Origin of the sequence: Rhodococcus sp. T2V, from assembly GCF_029269925.1 — a bacterium.
Lineage (GTDB): Bacteria > Actinomycetota > Actinomycetes > Mycobacteriales > Mycobacteriaceae > Rhodococcus_F > Rhodococcus_F koreensis.
Map to the genome: position 1 here is coordinate 1 of NZ_JARJBD010000350.1, position 635 is coordinate 635.

The following is a 635-nucleotide window of genomic DNA, read 5'->3' on the forward strand; positions in this document are numbered from 1 at the left end:
GCAAGCGACGCGAAGGTCTCGGCCTGATCGCCGTGCACCCGGCGACCGCGGTCGCCGAGAAGAATTCCCGGTAACGGGGCTCTCGATGATCGACGGCGGGTGTTCGCCGACGCTGAGGACCTCATCGTCGATCCGTCAGCCACCTGACGCCCGAGGATTGAACAGAGTGGGCCGTCGAGTCGCTGGCCGGGGCATCGGCGGCCTCGGGGGTGTGCCGGGGTGCGACCGGTCGGGCCGTACGGCCTGGGCCTCGCGGGGGGAGGGGCGATGGGTCTCGGCCCGCGGGCGGCGAAGGCGACCCTACAGCGACCGACAGAGACGGCGGTTGGCAAGAGGCCTGGCTGCGGTGCCGGGAGTAGGAACCGGGCCTGCAACGTAGGACGCGAGTACCCCACGCGCAAGCAGCGTCAGCAGTCCGTCCTCGACCTCGGGGATGGCATGAGCGTGGGGTCAGGTCAGGTCCTCGGTCGGGGCTGACGCGGCATTGGCCTTGATCGATGCAATCCCGTTCTGCGCCGCGGCCTTCGAGGTGTACCCCTGACTGGCCGCGATGATCTCGCCGTTCGCTGCCTTGAGGTGAAACCGGAACTGGCCGGCGGTGTCCTTGAACAGCTCGAACTTCGCAGTCATCGCCC

The 635-nt window shown here is 69.0% G+C and carries 1 protein-coding gene; it reads right to left on the reverse strand.

The window, feature by feature from the left end:
* Window positions 1-450: 450 nt before the first annotated feature.
* On the reverse strand, window positions 451-630 hold the full coding sequence (locus tag P3H15_RS54310; protein WP_276144873.1) for a YegP family protein: 180 nt from the start codon (window positions 628-630) through the stop codon (window positions 451-453).
* Between the last annotated feature and the right edge of the window lie 5 nt (window positions 631-635).